This is a genomic window from Streptomyces sp. NPDC001822 (genome assembly GCF_042892135.1).
Taxonomy (GTDB): Bacteria; Actinomycetota; Actinomycetes; order Streptomycetales; family Streptomycetaceae; genus Streptomyces.
Genome location: NZ_JBIATW010000006.1, coordinates 226,976 through 242,785, shown reverse-complemented (window position 1 = coordinate 242,785; position 15,810 = coordinate 226,976). Strand labels below are relative to the sequence as shown.

Here is a 15,810-nt window from a genome sequence, read left to right as displayed (position 1 = left end):
CAGAGTGAGCACGAAGAAGACCAGTCCCAGGGCCGGCCGTCCCGCCGGCGCCCGCCTCGACACCTCGGGTGACTCAGGAGGCGTCTCGCGGCGACGGCTGATCGGTGGCGCGGGAGCGGCGGGCGCGGCGGGCCTGGTCCTCGGCGCGGCAGGCGGCGCGGGCGGTTATGCCGCGACCCGAGGTGACGAGCCGACGGCCCTGACCACGGTCGGCTCGACCGAGGCGATGTTTCACGGGAAACATCAAGCGGGGATCACCACTCCGCTTCAGGCTCGCGGGCACCTGATCGCGTTCGATCTCACGCCGGGCTCGGGACGCAAGGAGGCCGCCGCCCTCATGCGCCGCTGGTCGGCCGTGGCCGCGGGGCTGATGGCCGGCGAGCCGGCGGAGGGCCGGGGGCACGACACGGGAGTGGCGCTGGACGCGGGGCCTTCCTCCCTGACGGTCACCTTCGGCTTCGGGCGTACCTTCTTCGACCGCACCGGTCTGACCGACCGCAGGCCGCCGTCCCTGGACCCGCTGCCCGCCTTCTCCTCCGATCACCTCGACCCGAAGCGGTCCGACGGGGACCTGTGGGTGCAGATCGGCGCCGATGACGCTCTGGTCGCGTTCCACGCGCTGCGCGCGCTCCAGAAGGAGGCCGGGACGGCCGCCCGCGTGCGCTGGCAGATGAACGGCTTCAACCGCACCCCCGGTGCCACGGACCGGCCGATGACCGCGCGCAACCTGATGGGCCAGGTCGACGGCACGAACAACCCGAAGCCCGCGGAGAGCGACTTCGACGAGCGGATCTTCGTGCCGTCCGGCGGTCCCCCGGCCCACGCCTGGATGGCGGGTGGTTCGTACGTCGTCGTACGGCGGATCCGGATGCTCCTCGACGACTGGGAGGAGCTGACGGTGAAGCGGCAGGAGCAGATCATCGGGCGGCGCAAGGCCGACGGCGCTCCGCTCAGCGGCGGCTCGGAGACCACCCCGATGGACCTGGACAAGGCGGGACCGGACGGCGAACTGCTCGTGCCCGGCAACGCCCATGCGCGGATCTCCTCCCCCGGGAAGAACGGAGGCGCGGCGATGCTGCGCCGGCCGTTCTCGTACCACGACGGCATCTCGGACGACGGGACGCCGGACGCGGGGCTGCTGTTCGTCTGCTGGCAGGCCGACCCGTTCAAGGGGTTCATCCCGGTGCAGCGCAAGCTCGACCGGGGGGACGCGCTCTCGCCGTTCATCCGGCACGAGGCCGGCGGGCTCTTCGCCGTACCCGGAGGCGCGGCGTCCGGGGAGTACGTGGGACAGCGGCTTCTGGAGGCGTGAGGCGCCCGGTGCGGGCCCACTAGGGTGACCGCATGTCAGCCACGCGTTACGCCTACCTCGGCCCCGAGGGCACCTTCACCGAGGTCGCCCTCCGCACCCTGCCCGAGGCCGCCACCCGGGAGCTCGTGCCGATGGTCTCCGTACCGGCCGCACTGGACGCGGTGCGGTGCGGAGAGGCAGCCGCGGCTCTCGTCCCCATCGAGAACTCCGTCGAGGGCGGTATCAGCGCGACGCTCGACGAGCTGACCACGGGCGCCCCGCTGATGATCTACCGCGAGGTCCTCCTCTCCATCACGTTCGCGCTGCTGGTGCGTCCCGGGACGAACCTGTCGGACGTCAGGACCGTCACCGCCCATCCGGCCGCGCAGCCCCAGGTCCGCAACTGGATGGCGGACCGCCTGCCCAACGCGGTGTGGGAGTCGGCGGCCTCGAACGCCGACGGTGCCCGGCTGGTCCAGGAGGGGCGCTTCGACGCGGCCTTCGCGGGCGAGTTCGCGGCGGCGACCTACGGGCTCGAACCCCTGGTGACCCGGATCCACGACGCGGAGAACGCGCAGACCCGCTTCGTGCTGGTCGGACGCCCGGCCAGGCCGTCCGCGCCGACCGGGGCGGACAAGACCTCCGTGGTCATCTGGCTCGGGGACGACCACCCGGGCGCCCTGCTCGAACTGCTCCAGGAGTTCGCCGTGCGCGGGGTCAACCTGATGCTGATCCAGTCCCGGCCCACGGGGGAGGGCATCGGGAACTACTGCTTCGCCGTGGACGCGGAGGGGCACATCGCGGACCGCCGGGTCGGCGAGGCCCTGATGGGGCTGAAGCGCATCTGTCCCAACGTCCGGTTCCTGGGGTCCTATCCACGTGCCGGAGTCACGCCCGGGGAGGTCGGCCCCGTTCGGGCCGGGACATCGGACACCGACTTCACCGAGGCGTCCGACTGGCTGGCGCGCAGCCAGGACGGCAGAGCCTGAGGGGCTGGGGCACGTCCCCGGTCCGGCGGCGTGAACCGCCGTGTGCAGGTGATCGCCGGGCACACCCCACACAGAGTTATCCACAGGGCCCACCCGCAACCTGGGGACAAGTCGACACCGCAATGCGACATGGTCGACAAATCACCTCAGGCGACCTAGATCACCCATGAGGTCACACCTCACCCGCGTCCACCCGATTCCCTTGATCAACGCACGGGAACGACGAATACCCACCCGAATGAGTGCACGGTTCAGGTTTAAGACACGAATCCCTGTCCCGTCATGCCGCTTTCGGAACGATCTCTTCCGATGTCCACAGATCTTCTTCACAGCCTGTGGATAACTAAATGGATCACCGGATCCCTGTGGACAAGCCGTCCGGGAGAGGCGCCCCCAACTCCCGTCACACGCACCGTCGATGCGCCGTACCGCGGGCCGGTTATTCCCTTTTCGATGCAATGGAGTCCGTTTATCGACGAGCGCCCGGACCCTGAGCGTCCACGATTGCCCCCAGGATTGTCGATCCCGGCAATTCGGGCAAAGCGCCGCGCTCGGTGATATCGGTTCGAGTGGCGGATCCCCGCACCGGTAGCCTTGAGGGGTGATTGACCTTCGCCTGCTCCGTGAGGACCCCGACCGTGTTCGCGCCTCCCAGCGCGCCCGTGGAGAGGACGTCGCGCTCGTCGACGCCCTGCTCTCCGCCGACGAGCTGCGCAGGTCGTCCGGCGTCCGCTTCGACGAACTCCGCTCCGAGCAGAAGTCGCTCGGCAAGCTGGTCTCCAAGGCCACCCCCGAGGAGCGCGCCGAGCTCCTCAAGAAGGCCGAACAGCTCAAGTCCGAGGTCAGGGCCGCCGACGCCGCGCAGGATGAGGCGGACGCCGAGGCCAAGCGACTTCTCCTGCTCCTCGGCAACATCGTCCACGAGGACGTGCCGGTCGGCGGCGAGGAGGACTTCGTCGTCCTGGAGACGCACGGCACGATCCGCGACTTCGGTGCCGAGGGCTTCGAGCCCAAGGACCACCTGGAGCTCGGCGAGGCCCTGGGCGCCATCGACATGGAGCGCGGCGCCAAGGTCTCCGGATCGCGCTTCTACTACCTGACGGGCATCGGCGCGCTGCTCGAGCTGGCCCTGGTCAACGCGGCGATCGCCCAGGCCACCGAGGCCGGCTTCGTGCCCATGCTGACCCCGGCGCTGGTGCGCCCGCGCGCCATGGAGGGCACGGGCTTCCTCGGCCAGGCCGCGGAGAACGTCTACCACCTGGAGAAGGACGACTACTACCTCGTCGGCACCTCCGAGGTCCCCCTCGCGGCGTACCACATGGACGAGATCATCGACGCCGACAAGCTGCCCCTGCGGTACGCCGGCTACTCGCCCTGCTTCCGCCGTGAGGCCGGCACCTACGGCAAGGACACCCGCGGGATCTTCCGCGTGCACCAGTTCGACAAGGTCGAGATGTTCTCGTACGTCGACCCGGCCGACGCCGAGGCCGAGCACCGCAGGCTCCTGGACTGGGAGAAGCAGTGGCTCACCGGCCTCGAGCTGCCGTTCCAGGTGATCGACGTCGCGACCGGCGACCTGGGTGCCTCGGCCTCCCGGAAGTTCGACTGCGAGGCGTGGATCCCGACCCAGGGCAAGTACCGCGAGCTGACCTCCGCGTCGAACTGCGACGGCTTCCAGGCCCGGCGCCTCTCCGTCCGCATGCGTGACGGCAAGAAGGTCCAGCCGCTGTCGACCCTGAACGGCACGCTCTGCGCCGTACCGCGCACGATCGTGGCGATCCTGGAGAACCACCAGCTGCCCGACGGCTCGGTGCGGGTCCCGGAGATGCTCCGGCCGTACCTGGGCGGGCGTGAAGTGCTGGAGCCGGTCTCCAAGTGAGCTTCCCCTACAAGCTCGTCGCGACCGACCTCGACGGCACCCTGCTGCGTGACGACCACACGGTCTCCGAACGCACCCGGGAGGCGCTGGCCGCGGCCACCGCGGCCGGCGCGGCGCACATCGTCGTCACGGGCCGCGCGGTGCCCTGGACCCGGCACATCCTGGACGACCTGGGCTACGACGGGCTCGCGGTGTGCGGTCAGGGTGCGCAGGTCTACCACGCGGGCGAGCACAGGCTGCTGACCTCGCTCACGCTCGACCGGCAGCTCGCCGGGCTCGCGCTGTCCAAGATCGAGGCGGAGGCCGGCCCGCTGGCGCTGGCGGTCAGCCGCGACGGGCTCGACGGGGAGGTGCTGGTCGGCCCCGGGTACCGGGTGCAGGAAGGGCCGGTGCCCGCCCAGTACATGAAGGATCCCGCCGAGATGTGGGCCGCGCCGCTGAACAAGATCTACATACAGCATCCCGAGCTCGACGACGACGCGCTGGCACGGACCGCGCGCCAGGCGGTCGGCGGCCTGGTGAACGTGGTCATGGCGGGGCCCGGTGTGGTGGAGATCCTCCCGCTGGGGCTGAGCAAGGCGACCGGCCTCTCGCTGGCCGCGCGCCGGCTGGGGCTCAAGGCGGCGGACACGCTGGCGTTCGGTGACATGCCGAACGACATCCCGATGTTCGGCTGGGCCAGGCACGGGGTCGCCATGGCCAACGCGCACGACGAGCTGAAGGCCGTGGCGCACGAGATCACCGCGTCGAACGAGCACGACGGCATCGCGCTCGTGCTGGAGGAACTGCTGCGCACGGCCCCGCGCGCTCAGGACGACCGCCACTAGGACACACCGGCGGCCCGAGGGCCTGACGAGGAGCGGGTACGAGCCCCGGTGATCCCTGAGTCTCCACACTCCGGGATCACCGGGGCTCGTGTCTGCTCCGCCCTCACACATCCTCGCCCCCGGCGGGCAGGGCGGGACGACGCCCGCCCCGTCGGCCCGCCACGCATCGCCCCGGCCCGCCGGACATCTGTATGCGGGAAGCCACGTGCGCGGAGAAAGCGCAACGTCGACAGGGGCCGCGAAGGCGGCTACCTTCACGTGGTCCTCGGCGATCGCCCGCACCGCACAGGAGTTCCGGCGGGCTTGAGCCACCCGCGGCGGGACGCGTCGGCCACGCCCCACGAAACCGCGCCCCATGCGTATGAAGCCACCGAACCGGGTCCGCCATGCGTAAGCCACCGAACCGGGTCCGCACCGGGCAACTCCGACCGGGGAGAGACGCATGCCCCATCTTGCTCTGTACACATTCGGCGTCCTGAAGTCACCTCTCGCCGATCCCACGCCTCTCACACGCGAGTTCTACGCCATGGGTGAGGCCGTCTACGGGACGATCGGGCGGCAACCGGGATACCTCGGGCGTGCCGAACCGGCGGACGGCGCCCCGGGCGTGCTCTTCGACGCGGACTGGGGCGCATGGGGAGAGTTCGCCGTACCGGCCTGGTACGGCAAGGGCCACACGCCGGAAACCACCGCCCTGGCCACGACCCTGTCCCTCTGGACCGACCTGCGCCCCGCCTTCGACGCCGTCTACACCGGTCTGCACCGTGAGGCGCTGCGCAGGCGTCACGACTGGTTCGAGAGGGCGGAGCACCCGAACTACGTGTTCTGGTGGGTCCCCGAGGACGCGATACCCACCTGGCGGGACGGGGTCTCCAGGCTGGAGCACCTCGACGCGCACGGCTCCGCGCCGCACGCCTTCACCTTCCGCGACTCCTTCGCCCCGGACGGAACTCCGACCGCGGTCAGTGGCACCGGGCCGGAGAGCGACCGGGTCCGCGCGGACAAGGACGCCTGAACGCCGGTCCGCCGGACCGACGGCCTCGGTGGCGCCTCCTTCCCGGTGGCCTCCGGGCCGGGGCGGCCTCAGGCGTTCCGGCGGCCCGCGTCCCCCAACAGGTCGGCGGGGCCGGCCATGCGGGCGTCGAGCCGGGCGACGTCCTGTGCCACGTCGGCGAGCCGGAGGCCGACGCCACCGACCGCCTGATGGGTCCGGTCGAGCTTGCGGTCGAGGGAGTCGAGCCGCTGGGACATACGCACCAGCACGGGGCCCAGCTCCTGGAGCGCGCTGCCCACACCGGCCAGACAGCCCTCGATCCGGGTGACGCGCTGGTCGAGGGAGACGTACGACGTCCTCAGGTCCCCCTCCGCGTCGAGCAGGTGGGTCCGGACGCTGCGCGCGATGTCGCTGTCACGAAGAAGCATGGCGACGGCGAGGACCGTCCTGCGGGTGTACAGCGTGAGCTGCGTGGGCGCCTGTGGACAGCTCTCCCCCTCCTCACCGCCCCGCAGCGACTTCATGTCCCTTTGGAAGGTGTGCAGTTCAGCGCCCCGCAGCAGCCTCAGGCCGTTTTCCCCGACCTCGGTCCGGTGCCGCTGGGTCAGCTTCCTGACCACCTCGGTGGGCACTTCGAAGTAGCGAGCGACGTCCTCCGTGCGAAGGTGAATTCCGTCGGGGAGCGTGACCAGCGTCTTGACCTTGTCGAGGGCTTCGACGCGTCCCATCTGCTCGGCCCGGAGAGCGTGGGATTCGAGCAGGGCGACTTCGGTGGGCATGGGAGTGCCTTTCGTGCGCGGGAACGGCAGGGGGCCCTGTCCCCGGGCTGAGAGGGCGGAGGGCGCTCACGGTTGCCACTTGCTCGATGACCGGCCGGCGGGCACTTCCTCACCGGTGCCGGCGTTCCCCGAATTCACGAAAGCTCGACGCCACGGATTCCAGTTGCCTCCACGCACTCCGCACAACGAGCGAGGCCGCGTGCGGACACGCACGTACGCCGGCCGAACATGCGACAACCCCCGCCCTGTGGGCGGGGGTTGCGCGCCAGCCGGTCCTCACTCCTCGCCGGCGAGCTTCAGCGCCCGGAGCTTCTGTCCCGCGTACCACGTCGCGACGACCGTGACAGCGACCAGCAGCAGGGACGCCAGCGGCAGGCCGACGTCCGAGGTGACCTGCCCGTCACCGGCGACCTTCTCGGCCACCGAGAGGGACCACTGCTGCACACTCAGCGTCCGGGCACCGGGTACGAGGCTGCCGAAGAGCGCTTCCCACACCAGCGCGTACACGAGGCCGAAGACGACCGCGTGCCTGCTGACCGTGCCGAGCAGCAGGAACAGCGCGCTGTAGGCGATCGAGGCGACGAGGGCCGCGATCGTGTAGGCCACGGCGATCTGTCCGCCGTTGCCGTTGAGGATGAGTCCCGCGATCAGCGTCGGCAGGGCCGAGAACAGCATCGTCACGCCGATGGCCACGATCAGCTTGGTGAAGATGATGGTGGGCCGCTTCACCGGCTTGGCCAGCAGGTAGACGATGGAACCGTCGTCGATCTCCGGCCCGATGGCACCGGTCCCCGCGATGACACCGATCAGCGGCACCATCGTGGCGATGGCGAAGCCGCCCAGCACCCCGGAGGCCACGCCGTCGTCGGCTCCGGCGAACGCCCGTACCGCCACGGCGATGGCCACGAGGAGAACGGGCAGGACGAACAGGATGGCGGCCCGGCGCCGGCCGAGCAGGGCCCGGTAGGTGAGCCGGGCGACTGTGGGGTCGTACATGACGCTTCACAGCTCCTTTCAGGCCACTACTCAGGCCGCTACGAGATAGGAAAAGACCGATTCGAGGGACTCGTCGGACGGGGAGACGGTCAGCAGCCGGATGCCGTGCTCGCGCGCGACCTTGGGCAGCAGCGTCGTGAAGCGGCCGAAGTCGACCGCCTGGATGCGCAGGGCCCGCTCCGTGACGTCGACCTCGATACCGGCTGTCGAGGGGTCAGCGATGAGCGCCGCGGCGAGCGCCCGGTCGTCGCTGGACCGGACGAGATAGCGGTGCGGCCGGTCCGTCATCAGCCGGCGGATCCTGCGGAAGTCGCCGGAAGCGGCGTGCCGGCCCGCGACGACCACCTCGATGTGCGAGGCGAGCTGCTCGACCTCCTCCAGGATGTGGGAGGAGAAGAGGACCGTACGGCCCTCGGCGCCCATGCGGCGCAGCAGTTCCATCAGCTGCATCCGCTGCCGCGGGTCCATGCCGTTGAACGGCTCGTCCAGCAGGAGCACCGAAGGGTCGTGGACCAGGGCGGACGCCATCTTGACGCGCTGGCGCATCCCCTTGCTGTACGTCGAGATCTTCCGGTCCTGCGCGTACTCCATCTCGACGGTGGCCAGCGCCTTCGCCGCTGCGGCGTCGCCCAGTCCGTGCAGCTCCGCGTTGGCGACGACGAACTCGCGGCCGGTCAGGAAGTCGTACATCCCCTCCCGCTCCGGGACGATCCCGATGGAGCGGTAGACCGCCTCGTTGCGCCAGATCCGCGTGCCGTCGAGCGTCACCCTGCCGGTCGACGGTTCGAGGAACCCGGCCATCATGTTGATCAGTGTGGACTTGCCGGCGCCGTTGGGGCCGAGCAGCCCCGTCACACCGGGGCCCACGGTCATGCTGACGTCGTTGACGGCGACCACGTTGCCGAACCAGCGCGAGGTGTGGTCGATCTCGATGGTGGTCACAGCCCGACCCTCCGGTAGCGGCGCATGAGTACGGCGTACGAGCCGGCGACGAGCGCGAGGACAACGGTCAGATAGACGACGCCTGCGGCCGCTCCGGGCCCGTCCCCACCGGGGAAGGCGGAGGTGGCGCCGAGGAACGCGGTCTGCACGCCGCCGATCAGCGTGATGGGCGAGAACAGCCCCAGCCAGGTGATGGCGTCGGGGGAGCCCGTCTCCCAGGCGATCGCCTGGACGGTGGAGACCGCCCCGTAGGTGATGGTCAGGACCGCGATCACCGCGGCGACTCCGAAGCCGCGGCGGGGTGTGAGTGCGGCGACGACCAGGCCGAGCCCGGCGAACAGCACGGAGAGCAGCGCCACGGAGACCAGCCCCTGCCCGAAGCCCTTGGTCTGGTCGGCGAAGTCGAACTTCGCGAGCAGCGAGCCCGCGTAGAGGATGACGAGGGGCAGCCCGGTCAGGATGAGCAGGGCGGACGCCATGGCCGCGAGCTTCGCGAGGACGTAGTCGACGCGTTCGATCGGGCGCGAGAAGTACAGGGGCACGCTCTTGAAGCGGAGGTCCCGGGATACGGACTGCGGCGCCTGCGAAGCGAGGAAGAGTCCGATCACGCCCTGCAGGTAGAGCGCGAAGTCCGTGTACTTGATGGGGAGTTTCGTCATGCCGGGGGTGGCGATGGCGACGGCGACGAGGATCAGCGCCACCAGGCACATCACGCCGCACAGGATCATCGGGAGCACCTTGGACTTGGCGGACCTGCCGAGTCCGAACGAGCCCCGCAGGGACTGCGAGTAGAGCGACCGCCTGGCATAGGCCCGGCCCAGCCGGACCCCGTCGTAGGAGCGGTATCCGATGTTGTGGATGCGGGAGGTGTCGCTCCCGGCCGTCGTTCCGGTCTCAGTGCTCATCGCGACCGCTCCCCTTCTGCTGTCCGGCGCCGGCCGCCGCTGCCGGAACCGCCGCGGGCGTCTCCCCGGCGCGGAAGACCTCGGCGATGCGGTGGCGCCGCTGTTCCATGCGGATGAGTCCGAGACCGAGGCCGGCGACACTGTCGCGGACCAGGTCGTAGGTCTCCTCGCCCGTGGCCTCCACCAGGAGGATGTGTCCCGCTCCCGGCAGGCCCTCTGCGTCCAGACCGTCATGGCCGACGAGCTTGATGCCCGCCCCGGTGAGGGCCCGGCGCAGCGCGTCCGTGCCGTCGGGGTGGTCGTCGCTGTCGGTGACCTCGACGGCCAGCGTCGTGGTGGTCTGCGTGAAGTCGCTGGTCGAACTGGACCGCAGGAGCGCCCCGCCGTCGATGACGACGACGTGGTCGCAGGTCCGCTCCAGCTCCCCCAGGAGGTGCGACGTGACCAGCACCGAGATGCCGAAATCGGTGTGGACCCGGCGGATCAGGCCGAGCATCTCGTCCCGGCCGACGGGGTCCAGGCCGTTGGTCGGCTCGTCGAGGAGGACCAGCTTCGGGTCGTGGACCAGGGCCTGGGCCAGCTTCACCCGCTGCTTCATGCCGGTCGAGTACCCGCCGATGGGCCGGTACCGCTCCTCGTAGAGCCCCACGTGCCGCAGCGTGTCCGCAGTGCGCTCACGGGCCGCGGTCGGCGGCAGTCCGGACATCCGTGCCATGTGGACGACGAACTCGGTGGCCGAGACGTCGGGCGGCAGGCAGTCGTGCTCGGGCATGTAGCCGACCCGTTCCCGGATCGCGGCGCCCTCGGTGGCGACGTCGAGCCCGAGCACCGCGGCCCGGCCCTCGGTGGCGGGGGACAGACCCAGCAGGATCTTGATCAGTGTGGACTTGCCGGCCCCGTTGGAACCCACCAGACCGGTCACGCCCGGTCCGATGTCCAAGGAGAGCCGGTCAAGAGCGGTCACCCTCGGGAACCGCTTGCTCAGGCTTTCGGTTGCGATCACAGTCACATGTTCGAAGGTAGTGGCGCGCGCCACAGGAGTCGTCAGACCTGACGGTTGCATCCGCCTCCGACTCGAGGCGTACGGACCCGTAGGGGGACCCCACGGAGGAGGACGCGGGAACCCGGACCGACCGCACGGCGACGGGATCCTGGCTGATCAAGGGGCTTGCCGCCGTAGGCCGTGCGGCGGCGTCGCCCCGGCGCGGCCCGTGCCGTCCGCGGCCCACCGCGACGCAGGACGGCGAAGTCGCGCCCGACGGGCTGTTGTCCACAGGCCACGGGCATCCCTTGACGCGATCACCCGTCGGTTGCCACATTCAGCGGTGTCACGTTACGGACGCGTACCGCGACGTCGGCACGGGACGAGGAGGCGGCGTGGATCTGCGAGGCGCGCGCGAGCGCTGGGTGCGTACGGGCGGAATCGAGCTGTGTGTGGCCGAGTTGGGCGACTCGGCGCGGCCGACGATCGTGCTCGTGCACGGCTATCCGGACAGCAAGGAGGTCTGGTCCGAGGTCGCCGCCCGGCTCGCCGGGAGCTGGCACGTCGTGCTGTACGACGTGCGCGGCCACGGCAGGTCGACGGCGCCCCGCCCGCTGAGGGGAGGCTTCACGCTGGAGAAGCTGACCGACGACTTCCTGGCCGTCGTGGACGCGGTGAGCCCGGACCGCCCGGTCCACGTGGTCGGCCACGACTGGGGTTCCGTCCAGTCCTGGGAATTCGCGACCGTCGAGCGGACCAAGGGCCGCATCGCCTCGTTCACGTCCATCTCCGGCCCCTCCCTCGACCACTTCGGGCACTGGATCAAGCAGCGCGTGGCCCGCCCGAGCCCGCGCCGGGTCGCGCAGCTGCTCGGCCAGGGGGTGAAGTCCTGGTACGTGTACGCCCTGCACACGCCCGCCCTGCCCGAGCTGGCCTGGCACGGGGTGCTCGGCAGGCAGTGGCCGCGCATACTCCGCCGGATGGAGAAGGTACCCGCGGACGGCTATCCGACGGCGTCACTCCCGCAGGACGCCGCGCACGGGGCCTGGCTCTACCGCGACAACATCCGCTCCCGCCTCCGCCACCCGCGTCCCGACGCCTACGCACACGCGCCGGTCCAGCTGATCACGCCGACCGGGGACGCCTTCCTCTCACCGGTGCTCCACGACGACCTCGACACCTGGGTGCCGGATCTGGTGCGCCGCACCCTGTCCGCGAAGCACTGGGTGCCGCGCACCCGGCCCGATCAGCTGTGCACCTGGATCAGCGATTTCGTGACCGCCGGCGAGAGGACGGGGTCGGCTCCGGCCACCGGCTCCTCCGTGAAGGGAACCGTGACGGACAGCGTGCCCGCGGGGCTCCATGCCGCCCGTTTCGGCGGCCAGTTGGTCCTGGTCACCGGAGCGGCGAGCGGAATCGGGCGCGCGACGGCACTGTCCTTCGCCGAGGCCGGGGCCCGCGTCGTGATCGTGGACCGCGATGCCGAGGGGGCCGCCCGAACTGCCGCCACCGCGCTGCTCATAGGCGCCCCGTCGGCCTGGGCCGAAGTGGTCGACGTCGGTGACGAGCAGGCGATGGAGGCGCTCGCCGAAAAGGTCGCCACCGAGTACGGCACCGTCGACGTGCTGGTGAACAACGCGGGTGTGGGGCTGGCCGGTTCCTTCCTGGAGACGACCGGCGAGGACTGGCGGCAGGTGCTGGACGTCAACCTCTGGGGAGTCATCCACGGCTGTCGGCTCTTCGGCCGGCAGATGGCCGAGCGGGGTCAGGGCGGCCACATCGTCAACATCGCCTCCGCAGCGGCCTATCAGCCCTCCCGCATGCTTCCCGCCTACAGCACCTCGAAGGCCGCCGTGCTGATGCTCAGCGAGTGCCTGCGTGCTGAACTCGCCGAGAGGTCGATCGGCGTCAGCGCCGTCTGCCCCGGCTTCGTCAACACCGGCATCACGGCGACCGCGCGCTTCGCAGGAGTGGACGAGGCGGAGCAGGACCGGCTCCGCGATCGGACCGGCAAGCTCTACTCCCGTCGCAACTACCCTCCGCAGAAGGTGGCTCAGGCCATCCTGGACGCGGTCGTGCACAACCGTGCCGTGGTCCCTGTGACACCCGAGGCCCGGGGCACACGGATGCTCTCCAGAGTCAGCCCCCGGCTGCTGCGCGGCGTGGCACGGATGAACCCACCGCTGTGACGCTGTCCGGTGTTGATCGCTCCGCCGTCCATCTGTGCGCCCAAGAAGCCGACTTGATCAAGCGCGTGGCAACTGCGGCCAGGAAGAGCCGTCTTCATGAACAGGCAGTGCGGTACAGCAGGTTGTCGCAGACAAAAGCCACCTCTACGCACATATACCCACATGGCTAGCATAGTTACTCAAATGCCGCACACTGAAAGCCACTTGTCCACAGAGCAATCAAAAAGCCTGTGGATAAGGCAAGTTGGCTGTGGATCAAACCTGGCGACGTCAAGGAAAGCGAAAAACATCGGGTGAAATCCGGGTGCGGCACGGCACGCGGCGCGCCACTCTGGCGGGATGGACGAACGACGCACCGTCAAGGTGTCCAAGTACCTGTCGAAGCACCTTCGGCATCAGCCGGAGCGGATCGGAATCCGTCTGGATCCGCACGGCTGGGTGGCCGTGGACGAGTTGCTGAAGGCTTGCGCACAGCACGGGTTCACGATCACCCGTGAGGAGCTCGACCACGTCGTCGCGGTGAACGACAAGAAGCGCTTCATGGTCGCCGGCTCCCTCATCAGGGCCAACCAGGGCCACACCGTCACGGTCGACCTCGGACTGCCTCCCGCCGAACCGCCCGCGTATCTCTACCACGGCACCGTCGCCCGGTCACTGGACGCCATTCGCGCGGAGGGGCTCCGCCCCATGGCCCGCCACCACGTCCACCTGTCGCCCGACCGCGAGACGGCGGTGCGGGTCGGAGCGAGGCGCGGTGTGCCGGTCGTCCTGGCCGTGGACGCCGGCGCCATGCACCGGGCGGGCCACCTCTTCCACGTCAGCGCGAACGGGGTGTGGCTCACCGACCACGTGCCGCCCGAGTTCCTGCGCCTGCGCGACTGAGGGCCCTCCCGCTCCCGCAGGCCCGCGCCCCGGCCGGTACGGGGGCCGACGCCGTACACCGATTTCCGTCCGGCGGGTCGGCAGGAACAGGGGCGGGGCTGTCCGTGCCCCCTGTGCTGCGCCTGTGCGGAAGACGTCGCCACGCCCCACGGCCGTCCCCGCGAGCCCGCTCGTGACGGCCGCCGCTGCCACGCCCCACGGCACCCGCGGCCATGACCGTAGAGTCTGTTCCATGACCTCCTCCCGCCGACTGAGCACCGTGATCCTGCCCATCAACCGCTGGCACGACGGCGGCCGGGCCCTATGGGTGCGAGCCGAGGAACTGGGCTTCCACGCCGCGTACACCTACGACCACCTGGCCTGGCGGACCTTCCGGGACGGCCCCTGGTTCGGTGCGATCCCGACGCTGACGGCCGCAGCCGCGACCACGGAGCGGCTGCGCCTGGGCACCCTCGTGACCTCGCCCAACTTCCGGCACCCGGTGACGCTGGCCAAGGAACTCATCACGCTGGACGACGTGTCCGACGGACGGATCACGCTCGGCATCGGCGCCGGCGGCAACGGCTTCGACGCCACGACACTGCGCGGGAGCGGCGAGGAGCCGTGGACTCCGAGGGAGCGCGCCGACCACTTCGAGGAGTTCGTCCCGCTGCTGGACAGGCTGCTGAGGGAGCCCTCCGTGACCCACGAGGGCCGGCTCTACTCCGCCTCCGAGGCCCGGAACATCCCCGGCTGCGTGCAGCGCCCCCGACTGCCCTTCGCGGTCGCCGCCACCGGTCCGCGCGGGCTGAGACTCGCCGCACGCCACGGACAGGCCTGGGTCACCACCGGGGATCCGAAGCTGTACGAGAGCGGTACCGCCGAGCAGTCCCTGGCGGCCGTCGGCGGCCAGATCAGCCGCCTGGGAGCGGCCTGCGAGGAGGCCGGGCGGGATGTCGCGGAGCTGGACAAGATCCTGCTCACCGGCTTCACCCCGGGCAGCCCTCTGCAGTCCTTCGACGCCTTCGTCGACTTCGCCGGGAAGCACTACGAACTCGGCTTCACCGAGATCGTCGTCCACTGGCCGGTGGCGGACAGCGTCTTCGACATCGACACGAAGGTGTTCGAGCGCATCGCGACGGAGGCCGCGGCCCAGTTCGACTGACATCCCCGGCGTCCGTGCCAGGTCCCGGCGGGCCCGGCAGCCGTCGGCATATGCCTCTGACATGTACCGCAGTTCAGGGGCTCGCGCACTCAGATGTGCGACCCTGCGCACGCCCGTGCAGTCCCGTACGGGAGAATGACCACGTGACCTCAGCTACCGCATACCCGCTGCCCGCCGTGACCCGGCTGATCGCCACCGACCTGGACGGCACCCTGCTGCGTGACGACAAGACCCTGTCGGACCGTACGGTCGCCGCTCTGGCTGCTGCCGAAGCGGCGGGGATCGAGGTCTTCTTCGTCACCGGCCGTCCGGCCCGCTGGATGGACGTGGTCAGCGCCCACGTCCAGGGACACGGCATGGCCATCTGCGCGAACGGTGCCGCAGTGGCCGACCTGCACGACGACGGCCGGCTGATCGAGGTCCACCCGCTGGAGCGGTCGGTCGCACTGGAGGTGGTCCGCATCCTGCGCGTGGCGGCCCCCGGCGTCTCGTTCGCCGTCGAGCTGACCACCGGCATCCACTACGAACCGGCCTACCCTCCCTTCCACATGGACCCGGGTGCCACGGTCGCGGTCGCGGAGAAGCTCCTGCACGAGGAGGCGCCGGGCGCGGGCAAGCCGGTGCTGAAGGTCCTCGCCCACCACCCCGAGCTCGCCCCGGACGCCTTCCTGACGGTGGCCCGGGAGGCCGCGGGGGACCGGGCGTCCTTCACCCGGTCCAGTCCCACCGCGCTGCTGGAGGTGAGCGGGCTCGGGGTGTCCAAGGCCAACACCCTCGCCGCCTGTTGTGCGCAGCGAGGCATCTCGGCGGACGAGGTGGTCGCGTTCGGGGACATGCCGAACGACGTGGAGATGCTCGGCTGGGCCGGAGCCTCGTTCGCCATGGGCAACGCGCACCCGGCCGCCCGTGAGGCCGCGACCGGCGTGACCCTGACCAACAACGAGGACGGCGTGGCCGTCGTCATCGAGCGGATCCTCGCCACTCGGTAACGGCCCCCGGAAACCGCGCGTC

The 15,810-nt window shown here is 70.4% G+C and carries 14 protein-coding genes; 9 read left to right on the top strand and 5 right to left on the bottom strand.

Translation table 11 applies throughout. The features are described 5' to 3' along the window. The first annotated feature begins 4 nt into the window (after window positions 1-4). The 5 genes from efeB (at window position 5) to ACFYY2_RS16615 (ending at window position 6,001) form a co-directional block, all read left to right on the top strand. Window positions 5-1,312: an iron uptake transporter deferrochelatase/peroxidase subunit gene (gene efeB, locus ACFYY2_RS16635; protein WP_388742926.1), complete on the top strand. Its 1,308-nt coding sequence runs from the start codon at window positions 5-7 to the stop codon at window positions 1,310-1,312. Window positions 1,313-1,344: 32 nt separating this feature from the next. Beyond that, window positions 1,345-2,280, top strand: coding sequence for a prephenate dehydratase (pheA, locus tag ACFYY2_RS16630; protein WP_388742924.1), 936 nt, complete (start codon window positions 1,345-1,347; stop codon window positions 2,278-2,280). Window positions 2,281-2,881: 601 nt separating this feature from the next. Then, the gene (gene serS, locus ACFYY2_RS16625; protein ID WP_388742923.1) at window positions 2,882-4,159 is read left to right on the top strand and encodes a serine--tRNA ligase; all 1,278 of its coding nucleotides are present in this window, start codon (window positions 2,882-2,884) and stop codon (window positions 4,157-4,159) included. Then, a complete protein-coding gene (locus ACFYY2_RS16620; RefSeq protein WP_388742920.1) occupies window positions 4,156-4,986 on the top strand; it encodes an HAD family hydrolase in 831 nt (276 codons plus the stop codon). Before serS ends, ACFYY2_RS16620 begins: the two co-directional genes overlap by 4 nt. 442 nt (window positions 4,987-5,428) lie before the next feature. Beyond that, entirely contained in the window at window positions 5,429-6,001 is a 573-nt protein-coding gene (locus ACFYY2_RS16615; RefSeq protein WP_388742918.1) for a DUF3291 domain-containing protein, read from the top strand. Between the two features lie 68 nt (window positions 6,002-6,069). On the opposite strand, the gene ACFYY2_RS16610 is transcribed toward ACFYY2_RS16615, so the two are convergent. From ACFYY2_RS16610 to ACFYY2_RS16590, 5 genes are all read right to left on the bottom strand, one after another. After that, window positions 6,070-6,759: a hypothetical protein gene (locus ACFYY2_RS16610; RefSeq protein ID WP_388742915.1), complete on the bottom strand. Its 690-nt coding sequence runs from the start codon at window positions 6,757-6,759 to the stop codon at window positions 6,070-6,072. Window positions 6,760-7,035: 276 nt separating this feature from the next. Then, window positions 7,036-7,755 (bottom strand): ABC transporter permease, encoded by a 720-nt coding sequence (locus tag ACFYY2_RS16605; RefSeq protein ID WP_388742913.1) that lies wholly within the window; start codon window positions 7,753-7,755, stop codon window positions 7,036-7,038. A gap of 30 nt (window positions 7,756-7,785) precedes the next feature. Then, window positions 7,786-8,697, bottom strand: coding sequence for an ABC transporter ATP-binding protein (locus tag ACFYY2_RS16600; RefSeq protein ID WP_388742910.1), 912 nt, complete (start codon window positions 8,695-8,697; stop codon window positions 7,786-7,788). After that, a complete protein-coding gene (locus ACFYY2_RS16595) occupies window positions 8,694-9,602 on the bottom strand; it encodes an ABC transporter permease (protein WP_388742908.1) in 909 nt (302 codons plus the stop codon). Before ACFYY2_RS16595 ends, ACFYY2_RS16600 begins: the two co-directional genes overlap by 4 nt. Next, window positions 9,592-10,665: an ABC transporter ATP-binding protein gene (locus ACFYY2_RS16590; protein WP_388742904.1), complete on the bottom strand. Its 1,074-nt coding sequence runs from the start codon at window positions 10,663-10,665 to the stop codon at window positions 9,592-9,594. Before ACFYY2_RS16590 ends, ACFYY2_RS16595 begins: the two co-directional genes overlap by 11 nt. Before the next feature lie 314 nt (window positions 10,666-10,979). Between ACFYY2_RS16590 and ACFYY2_RS16585 the strand changes: the two genes are divergently transcribed. The 4 genes from ACFYY2_RS16585 (at window position 10,980) to ACFYY2_RS16570 (ending at window position 15,788) form a co-directional block, all read left to right on the top strand. Beyond that, window positions 10,980-12,773, top strand: a complete 1,794-nt coding sequence (locus tag ACFYY2_RS16585) for an SDR family oxidoreductase (RefSeq protein WP_388742901.1) — start codon at window positions 10,980-10,982, stop codon at window positions 12,771-12,773. Between the two features lie 339 nt (window positions 12,774-13,112). Next, complete coding sequence (locus ACFYY2_RS16580; protein WP_388742899.1) at window positions 13,113-13,655, top strand: RNA 2'-phosphotransferase; 543 nt, start codon at window positions 13,113-13,115, stop codon at window positions 13,653-13,655. Window positions 13,656-13,887: 232 nt separating this feature from the next. Beyond that, complete coding sequence (locus ACFYY2_RS16575) at window positions 13,888-14,799, top strand: LLM class flavin-dependent oxidoreductase (protein ID WP_388742896.1); 912 nt, start codon at window positions 13,888-13,890, stop codon at window positions 14,797-14,799. 143 nt (window positions 14,800-14,942) lie between these two features. Further along, entirely contained in the window at window positions 14,943-15,788 is an 846-nt protein-coding gene (locus ACFYY2_RS16570; RefSeq protein ID WP_388742894.1) for a Cof-type HAD-IIB family hydrolase, read from the top strand. Window positions 15,789-15,810: the final 22 nt, after the last annotated feature.

What these genes read in the sequence shown, in the direction of transcription:
- pheA (WP_388742924.1), top strand. Translation starts at nt 1,345, where the DNA reads ATGTCAGCCACGCGTTACGCCTACCTCGGCCCCGAGGGCACCTTCACC.
- ACFYY2_RS16615 (WP_388742918.1), top strand. Translation starts at nt 5,429, where the DNA reads ATGCCCCATCTTGCTCTGTACACATTCGGCGTCCTGAAGTCACCTCTC.
- ACFYY2_RS16610 (WP_388742915.1), bottom strand. Translation starts at nt 6,759, where the DNA reads ATGCCCACCGAAGTCGCCCTGCTCGAATCCCACGCTCTCCGGGCCGAG.
- ACFYY2_RS16605 (WP_388742913.1), bottom strand. Translation starts at nt 7,755, where the DNA reads ATGTACGACCCCACAGTCGCCCGGCTCACCTACCGGGCCCTGCTCGGC.
- ACFYY2_RS16595 (WP_388742908.1), bottom strand. Translation starts at nt 9,602, where the DNA reads ATGAGCACTGAGACCGGAACGACGGCCGGGAGCGACACCTCCCGCATC.
- ACFYY2_RS16590 (WP_388742904.1), bottom strand. Translation starts at nt 10,665, where the DNA reads ATGCAACCGTCAGGTCTGACGACTCCTGTGGCGCGCGCCACTACCTTC.
- ACFYY2_RS16580 (WP_388742899.1), top strand. Translation starts at nt 13,113, where the DNA reads ATGGACGAACGACGCACCGTCAAGGTGTCCAAGTACCTGTCGAAGCAC.
- ACFYY2_RS16575 (WP_388742896.1), top strand. Translation starts at nt 13,888, where the DNA reads ATGACCTCCTCCCGCCGACTGAGCACCGTGATCCTGCCCATCAACCGC.